This window comes from Bacillota bacterium (genome assembly GCA_040754675.1).
In the GTDB taxonomy this organism is placed as follows: domain Bacteria; phylum Bacillota; class Limnochordia; order Limnochordales; family Geochordaceae; genus Geochorda.
On record JBFMCJ010000152.1, the window covers coordinates 1 to 8,478 of the forward strand.

The window sequence follows — 8,478 nt, forward strand, 5'->3', positions numbered from 1 at the left end:
GCCTTGCGGCCTGCCCCGGAGATCTCCGGCCACTCGAACCCCACCGTGGCCGCCCGGCGCTGCACCGCTTCGGCGAAGGACAGGGATGGGAGGCCGGTGGTGAGGCCGTCCATGAGGCTGGACGGGGCGCCGCTGGCCTGATCGCCCTCCGCCTGCCCTCTTTCCTGCCGCTTGATGGCCTCCCACCGCTCCAGCACCTCGGCGGCGTCTTTCACCCGGGCGTCGCCGAACACGTGCGGGTGCCTGCGGATGAGCTTGGCCCGCAGATGGGCCTCCACGCCGGCCATGTCGAAGCGGCCCTGTTCGCTGGCGATCTGCGCCTGGAAGAGCACCTGGAGCAGCAGGTCACCGAGTTCGTCCTGCACCCTGTCCGGGTCACCGCGCTCGATGGCCTCACACGCTTCATAGGCCTCGTCGATGATGTACCGCCGCAAGCTTCCGGGCGTCTGGCGCCGGTCCCAGGGGCAGCCGTCGGGCGCCCGGAGCCGCGCCATGATCCGCACGAGCGCCTCCATCCCCTCCCCGGCCCCGGGTAGTTCGCCGTCGGCCGGCGGCACGTACACGCCGGTGCCGGGCCCGAAGTCACGCCTCCTGTCCAGTTCGCCAAGGACCGTCCATTCCACTCGGGCCTGCGCCGTCCCGGCCGCATGTACGACCGCCACCGGCTGCGTTCGGCCTCTTGCCCGCTGGAGAGCCGCCTTCACCTGCGCGGCCAGCACGGGGGAGTCGAGGTGCAGGACGAGGTATCCCCGCCGGCGCTCCCACGCCATGCCCGAGGGGGGCGGCAGCGCGTCGGAGAGGGGGGCGAATCGAGCGAGCTGACGGGCGTCAATGTATGCGGCGCCACTCGCCACCGGGTCGACCCGGAGTTCCACCCAGGCCGCCTCAGGGCCGCTGGGGCTGGGCACCAGTTCCACGGCGCCCTGCTCCATAGCCCGGGCCAGCAGGTGGCCAACACTTGGCTCCCCCACGAGCGGATGCCCGGGGACGCCGTAGACGACCCGGTCCGGCGCGCCCGCCGCCTCCTCCAATAGCCTGTCCGCCATGGCCCTCCAGGCGTCCTCGAGGGTGGGCGCCCGCTCCACGTACTCGTCGAGCGCCGTAAACGCCACGCCCCAGGCCCGCAGGGTTTCCGCGACGGGGTGGGCGCGCGTCCTAAGGAAAAGCCGCTTCGCCTGCCGCAGCGCGTGCTCGGCCCGCACCGTCAACAGGTCGGCGGGCCCCGGCCCCAGCCCTACCACGGTGATCTGCATGTGCGCGCCTCCTGCCGCAGGGATCTTAGCCTCCGCGGCCCCGCTCATACAAGCGGCTGCCGGCGTCGCACACTATCTGGTGGGAGGGACGGGAAAGGAGTCACCCGCCAAAATGGCAAACAGGCGGCGTTATGTTGCCCTGACCACGCTCGGGTTGCTGGCGGTGGCGGGCGTGGTTTTCTACCTCTCCGGCTTCCCCGGCGACCGCACCGGGCCCGGCAGCCAGCCGAAGGATGCCCCCGAAGAGCCGGCCAGGGTCCAGCGCTTCACGACCGAGCCCCGCATTTCGCTCTTCGTCAAGCAGACCGGCGAGCGACGCGAACTCCCCATCGAGGAGTACGTCGCCGGTGTGGTCGCCGGCGAGATGTGGGAGAACTGGCCCGAGAGCGCCTACGCGGCCCAGGCCATCCTCGCCAGGACCTTCACGCTGGAGTTCATGGGCCGGGGCGGAACGCGCTCGCTCCACGGCACGGACGTATCCAGCGACCCCACGGAGGCCCAGGCGTACAACCCCTCCCGGATCTCGGACGTGATCCGCCGGGCGGTGAACCGCACCCGCGGCGAGGTGCTCACCTTCAACGGGCGGTACGCCAGGGCCTGGTTCCACTCGTACAGCGGCGGGCAGACCACCACCCCCGAAGAGGGGCTGGGCGTGCGGGTCACCGACGCGCCCTACCTGCGGCCGGTGCGGTTGCCGAACAACACGGTGGTGCCTGCCCAGTTCAAGTCGTGGCGCGCGGAGTTCTCCGAGCAGGAGCTCACAAGCGCCCTGGCCAAGGCCGGGATCGACGTCGGGGCCATCCAGGGTATGCGCGTCGCCGCCCGTGGCCCGACCGGCCGCATCACCCGGGTGGACCTCAGCGGGACCAGCGGGCGTGCCAGCATCTCTGGAAACGGCCTGCGGGTGGCGCTCGGCCCGGAGCGGATGAAATCGACGCTCGTGCGGACGTTCCAGTTCTCCAACGGCCGCCTGGTGGTGGCGGGCACCGGATCGGGCCACGGGGTCGGCCTGAGCCAGTGGGACGCCCTGATGATGGCCCGCCAGGGGAAGACCCCCGAGCAGATCGTGCAAACCTTCTACCCGGGCACCCGCATCGAGAAGCTGTGGTAGCCGGCCAGCCGCACGACCCCCTGCATATACATGCCCCGGAGGTGCGCACGGGTGGCGGAAACCCGTCAGGCGCCGGCCCAGGTCGTTCGCCATCAGGTGACCCTGAAAGGGCGGCAGCAACTGGATCTCCAGGGCGTCCTCAGCGTCCAGAGCTTCGACGAGGACGAGATGATCCTGCAGACCGACGCGGGCGTGCTGGTGGTCCGGGGCGAGGGGATGCAGATCCTCGCCCTCAACGTCGAAGAGGGCACCATGGGGGTCTCCGGGCTCGTTCACAGCCTGGAGTACGCCCAGGAGTCGGCCGGGAGGCGGGCTCGCGGCTTTCTCGGCCGGTTGATGCGCTGATTCGTAACCTCCGACGCCAACCCCCCATACCCTGGTGAGCGCTTGCGGGTTGGGGGTTGGTGGCACATGCTTTCCCTCGCCGGGCAGCTTGTGCTGGTGGGCCGCGTCGCTCTGGCGGGTGCTGCTCTGGCCGCGGTGTGGGACCTGTACCGCTCGTTCAAAGGGCTCATTGGGGTCCGGCGCTCCGCCGTGGTGTTCGTGATGGACCTCCTGCTGCTCAGCCTGCTGGGGCCGGTAGCCTTCTGGCTTTTGTTGCTCGCCGACGGCGCGCAGATGCGCCTGTTCACCCTCGTGGGCCTTGCTCTGGGCATCGCCGCGTACCGGATGACTTTGAGCCCCGTTGTCGTGTACCTGGTCTGGGCCTCGGGCGCTGCGGTCGCCTCGCTGGTACGGGCCGTGCTGGGTACCTGGTGGTGGATCATCAGGCGGAGCCGCCCGTGGGGGGTGCCGTAAGGGAAACGCGCAGCGTGCGGGGAAGGATTGCCGGGCCAGGGGCTCGAAATAGTCCTGCCACCACCCGGGCGTACCGGCCGCTGCGACGGGGTTGAAGGGGATGGGGAGGGGCTTTGGTCTTCTACCTGCGGGGCCGGCGCTACAGGGTCGGGGTGAAAGCCTGGCGGCGGATCGTGGCGCTGGCGCTCGTCATGGGCGCGGTGTCGTTCGCGGGGACAGCGTTGCGCGCCGTCGAGATGAACCGGCAGGTGCGTGCCCTGGAGGCCCGGCTCCAGGCGCAACGCCAGCGAAACGAGCAGATGGAAAACGCCCTGCGGCAGGCTCTGAGCCTCGACGCCATTGAGTCCAGAGCCCGCTCCTGGCTCGGCCTGGTTCGGCCCGGCGAAGAGGTGTTCGAGCCCGCGTACCCCGTGCCGGCAGACGATCCCTACCGGGTGCCCAGCAGGCGCTGACTACTGCTCCATCTGCTTGGCCAGAAAGCCCGCCGCCGTCTCGGCCAGCTTCAGCTCCAGTTCACCGACCCGCTTCTCCGCTTCCTTGGTGCCGAGCACGACGGCCCCAATGGGATCACCCTCGGCAATGATGGGTGCCACCACCATCGAGTGAAAGTCCCACCGCTCTTCTTCTTCACCCTCGGGCGCCGGGCGTGCCTCGCCGGGCCGGGGGAACAGCACCGGCTTGCGGCCCTCCATCACCCGCTCGATGGCGGGGGTAACCGGCTTGTCCATCCACTGCTTCTTGGGGGCGCCGGCAACGGCCACCACGGCGTCACGGTCCGTGATGATGGCAACGTGCCCGGTTGTCTCGTACAGGGAATCCGCGTACTCCTGCGCGAACTCGCCCAGTTCGCCGATGGGCGAGTACTTTTTGAGGATGACCTCGCCTTCCCGGTCGACGAAGATCTCAAGCGGATCTCCCTCGCGGATCCGGAGGGTCCGACGGATCTCCTTGGGTATGACTACACGTCCGAGGTCGTCTATGCGCCGGACGATCCCCGTCGCCTTCACGTGGCACCCCTCCACACCGAGCCCTCGATTGCGAGCCGCCGCGGGCCCGATTTCGGTCCCAGCGATTTCTGCCGCGATCTTCTCCGGCTTCCCGGTGGTAGTATACAGCGCCGCAAATTGACCTATACGGGCGCACTGCGGCTCATGAGGTGAGAGCTTGCGTTATTGCTTCAAACTAGCTTCGTCGATCACCCGCTGCCGCCTGCTGAAGATGTGGCGCTACGGGCCAGGCCTCCCGAATCCGGCCCAGCACCGCCCGCAGCGTCTGGAGAAGTTCGGCGTCGTCCATGCCGCTGCGCCGCATCCACAGCGTATCCATCCGGCCCGGACGGTAGGTGAGCCGCCCCCTCAGCTGAGCGGCCATCCTGACCACGGGATCGGTTGGAAGCTGAAGCCCGGCCCAGGCCCTGAGCGTCACCGTGTCCCGCTCCTGCGATATCGAACCGATGCCGCACTCCCGGGCAAGTACCTTCAGGCGCGCCACTTCCAGCAGGTTGCGGGCGCACTGCGGCATCGTACCAAACCGGTCTTCCATCTCCTGCGCGATGCCATCCAGTTGTTGCTCGTCCGCTGCTGCGGCGATACGCTTGTAAAATTCGACCTTCTGCCCCGAGTCCGGGATGTACCGGTCGGGCAGGTAGGCATCGACCGGTAGATCCAGTGCCGGTTCGGGGGGCTTTTGCACCACCTCTCCCCTGACTTCCCTTACCGCCTCTTCCAGCAATCGGCAGTAAAGTTCAAAACCAACCGATGCGATGTGCCCGTGCTGTTCAGGCCCCAGCAGGTTGCCGGCGCCCCGGATCTCCAGGTCCCGCATGGCGATCTTGAAGCCGGAACCCAGTTCCGTGAACTCCTTGATCGCCTGCAGCCGGCGCTCAGCGTCCTCCGTCAACACCTTCTCCTTGCGATACGTGAAGTATGCGTAGGCGACCCGGTTGCTGCGCCCGACACGGCCCCTCAACTGGTAAAGCTGCGCAAGCCCGAGGCGGTCCGCGTCGTAAACGATCAGCGTGTTGACGTTGCCGATGTCCATCCCCGTCTCGATGATGGTCGTGCAGACCAGCACGTCGTACTGGCACTTGAGGAAGTCCAGCATGACCTCCTCGAGCCGGGATTCTTCCATCTGCCCGTGAGCGACCGCAACCCTTGCTTCCGGCACCAGCTCCTGCACGTGCGCCGCCATGCGGTCGATCGTCTGGACCCGGTTGTAAACGAAGTACACCTGGCCCTGGCGCGAAAGCTCGCGCACGATGGCGTCACGGATCAGGTCGTCCTGGTACTCTACGACATAGGTTCGAACCGGGTACCGCCCTTCCGGGGGCGTCTCGATGATGCTCATGTCCCTGAGGCCCGAGAGGGCCATGTGCAGCGTCCGGGGGATGGGCGTCGCCGTCATGGTGAGAACGTCCACCGTGCGGCGCAGTTCCTTCAGGCGCTCCTTCTGCGCCACCCCGAACCGCTGCTCCTCGTCCACGATGACGAGCCCAAGCTGCTTGAACTGGACGTCCCTGGAAAGCAGCCGGTGGGTGCCGATGACGACATCAACCGTCCCGGCCCTCAAGCCGTCCAGGATGCGGCTCTGCTCGGCCGGCGACTGAAAGCGCGAGAGCATTTCGATGCGCACCGGGTATCCCGCCATGCGCTCGGTGAACGTGCGGTGGTGCTGCTGCGCCAGGATTGTGGTGGGCACCAGCACCGCCACCTGTCGCCCCTCAGCCACCACCTTGAACGCGGCACGCATGGCCACCTCGGTCTTGCCATACCCCACGTCGCCACACAGCAGCCGGTCCATGGGCCGCGCCTTTTCCATGTCCGCCTTGACCTCTTCCGTGGCACGCCGCTGGTCTGGCGTCTCCTCGAACTGGAACGCCTCCTCGAACTCCTTCTGCCAGGACGTATCCGGGCCGAACGCATACCCCGGCTGGGCCTGGCGTTCGGCGTACAGCTTGAGGAGCGACTCCGCCATCTCCTGAACCGACTCACGGACCCGCTTCTTGATCCGAGCCCACTCCAGGCCGCCGAGGCGGTTCAGCTTGGGCGGTTCGTCGTCGCTGCCGATGTACTTCTGCAGCAACTGCACCTGGTCGGTGGGCACGTACAGCCGGTCCTCGCCCGCGTACTGCACCACCAGGTAGTCGCGCCGTACCCCGCCCACCTCCATGGTCTGGATGCCACGGTACCGGCCGATCCCGTGGTTGACGTGCACCACGTAGTCGCCCTCCCGCAGCTCCAGGTAGTCGGTGATCCGGGCGCCGGGGGCCGCGGGCTGCGGCCGGAGCCGCCGGGGACGCGCCTGCTTGCCGTAGACCTCGCTGTCGGTGAGCACCAGCAGCTTGAGTTCGTTCAGTTCGAAGCCCGAGGCAAGGCGAGCGGGCACCACCACCACGTTGCCGGGCTTCAGCTCGCCGTCCACGCGCCGGGCGAGCGTGGCCGGCACCGACTCCCCGACCAGCGCCTCTCGGGCCCGCTGGGCACGGGCCTCGGAGTCGAGCGCCAGGAGCACGCGGAAACGCTGCTTCTGGCGGGCGCGGAGCTCGTCTGCCAGCAGTTGCCAGTTGCCGTGGAACGTGCCGGCCGGCCGCGCGTGCAACTGGTGGACCTGTTGCGGGTCCATCCCCTCAATCCGGCGGGGCAGCAGTGACATGTAGAGCACGGCGTGGCGCCGCGTGGCCTGCACCACGTCGTCCCACCACGCAAAGCACCCCGTCTCTTCGGGGAGCACCCGGCCGCGCTCCAGCAGGCCCTGGTAAAGCTCGCTCCACTCCACCTGCGCCGAAGCGATCCGCTCCTTGAGGCGGGCCGGTTCGTCCAGCACCACCAGCCCCTGCCCCATGAAGGCCGGCAGGAGGAAGAGTTCAGGGTAGAAAATCGGCCGGTACTGGTCGGCACCCTCGACGTAGCCGGTGGTGGCTAGGCGTTCGTTGTGCGCCGCGATGCGCTCCTCCAGCCGCCGGGCCTCCTGCCGGCGTCCTGCGGCGCGCAGCCGCTCCGCCTGGCGGCGGCCGCGCTGGCCCAGCTGGTTCAGTGCTCGCGACAGCGCTTCTTCGGTCAGCAGAAGCTCCCGGGCCGGCGGGACGACCACCTCGTTCAGCGTGCCGAACGACCGCTGGCTCTCCACGTCAAACAGCCGAATGGACTCCACCTCGTCGCCGAACCATTCGATGCGAAGGCCCTGCTCGCCATCCAGGGGAAAGACGTCCAGGATCTCGCCCCGAACGCTCATCTGCCCCGGCCCCTGCACCTTCCCGCGGCGCTCGTAGCCGGCCGCCGTGAGACCGGCCGCCAGCTTCTGCAGGTCGAGGCGTTCGCCGGCTTTCACGGGGAAGACGAACCGGCGCAGGACGTCGGGCGGGATGAGCCGCTCGGTCGCGGCCGCTGCCGGCGCCACCACCACCGAGGGCGGGCGGCCAGCACCCGCGAGGCGCATCAGCGCGTCGATGCGCCGGCCGGAAAGCTCGGGGGAGGGGGTGACCTCCTCGTGGGGCAGGGTCTCCAGTGCCGGGAAATACCCGACGCTCTCGTCGCCCAGGAGGTGGATCAGATCCTCGTACCAGCGTTCGGCGGTCTGCCGGGTGGGCGTCAGCACCAGCACGGCCGAAAGACCGGCCCGCTCCTGCAGTTCCCTGAACAGCGCGGCCAGCAGGGCGCTCTTCTGCGACCCGTCGGCGCCCACCACCATCTGATCGGAGGCGCCCGCAGTGAACGCGGCGGCTATCCTGCGAACGCCGTCGCCCTGGCGCACCAGATCGACCAACCCGGCAAGAAGCATGCGTCCACCCCGCAACGACGCGCATACGGCCGGCCGCTCCCGATAAGGGGGTGCAGGCCGGCGAGGTTCTTACCCTCCGGAACCTACCTTAATGTGTTCCTGCAGCGTCACCGTTCACTCGCCCGGGAGCGCCGGCGTTGAACCGGTTCATGGCCGCCTCCACGCCGTAACGGCCCCAGTATTCGGCGGCCTGCGCGGCGAGCCGGGCCCCCTCGGCGATCAGCGCCGCTTCTTCGGGCGGGGGCACCTGCAGCACCCACTCGACCCCGCTCGTCCCGGGTGGCGGCTCCCCGATGCCGATGCGGACCCTCGCTACGGCCTCCGTCCCCAGGCGGTCGATGACCGACTGCATGCCCTTGTGAGCACCGCTCGAACCCCCGCGCCGCACCCGTATGCGGCCCGGCGGCAGCGCCATGTCGTCGTAAATGATGAGGACTTCGTCCAGCTTCAGCGAGAACCGCTGCACCAGGCAGGCGACGGCCCTGCCGCTTTCGTTCATGAAGGTGAGCGGGTAAGCGAGGATCCACTCGATATCGTTGC

Annotated in this window: 8 protein-coding genes; 4 read left to right on the top strand and 4 right to left on the bottom strand. The window is 68.7% G+C overall.

The genetic code is table 11. The features are described from left to right. Nucleotides 1-1,253 (bottom strand): MazG family protein (locus tag AB1609_10290; GenBank protein ID MEW6046855.1); only part of this gene is annotated, 1,253 nt, incomplete at its 3' end. Between the two features lie 112 nt (nucleotides 1,254-1,365). Between AB1609_10290 and AB1609_10295 the strand changes: the two genes are divergently transcribed. The 4 genes from AB1609_10295 to AB1609_10310 all read left to right on the top strand — a co-directional run bounded on the left by AB1609_10295 (nucleotide 1,366) and on the right by AB1609_10310 (nucleotide 3,614). Then, complete coding sequence (locus tag AB1609_10295) at nucleotides 1,366-2,364, top strand: SpoIID/LytB domain-containing protein (protein ID MEW6046856.1); 999 nt, start codon at nucleotides 1,366-1,368, stop codon at nucleotides 2,362-2,364. A gap of 51 nt (nucleotides 2,365-2,415) precedes the next feature. After that, complete coding sequence (gene yabP, locus AB1609_10300; GenBank protein ID MEW6046857.1) at nucleotides 2,416-2,709, top strand: sporulation protein YabP; 294 nt, start codon at nucleotides 2,416-2,418, stop codon at nucleotides 2,707-2,709. 66 nt (nucleotides 2,710-2,775) lie between these two features. Further along, nucleotides 2,776-3,162 (top strand): spore cortex biosynthesis protein YabQ, encoded by a 387-nt coding sequence (yabQ, locus tag AB1609_10305; GenBank protein ID MEW6046858.1) that lies wholly within the window; start codon nucleotides 2,776-2,778, stop codon nucleotides 3,160-3,162. Between the two features lie 113 nt (nucleotides 3,163-3,275). Next, nucleotides 3,276-3,614 carry a septum formation initiator family protein gene (locus AB1609_10310; protein ID MEW6046859.1) on the top strand — a complete coding sequence of 113 codons (339 nt, stop codon included), beginning with the start codon at nucleotides 3,276-3,278 and terminating at the stop codon, nucleotides 3,612-3,614. Here AB1609_10310 and spoVT read toward each other — a convergent pair whose 3' ends face one another. The 3 genes from spoVT to pth all read right to left on the bottom strand — a co-directional run. Then, the gene (gene spoVT / locus AB1609_10315; protein ID MEW6046860.1) at nucleotides 3,615-4,169 is read right to left on the bottom strand and encodes a stage V sporulation protein T; all 555 of its coding nucleotides are present in this window, start codon (nucleotides 4,167-4,169) and stop codon (nucleotides 3,615-3,617) included. A 175-nt stretch (nucleotides 4,170-4,344) separates the two neighbouring features. Beyond that, nucleotides 4,345-7,938: a transcription-repair coupling factor gene (gene mfd, locus AB1609_10320; GenBank protein MEW6046861.1), complete on the bottom strand. Its 3,594-nt coding sequence runs from the start codon at nucleotides 7,936-7,938 to the stop codon at nucleotides 4,345-4,347. Nucleotides 7,939-8,026: 88 nt separating this feature from the next. After that, the coding region (gene pth, locus AB1609_10325) for an aminoacyl-tRNA hydrolase (GenBank protein ID MEW6046862.1) at nucleotides 8,027-8,478 on the bottom strand (452 nt) is incomplete at its 5' end.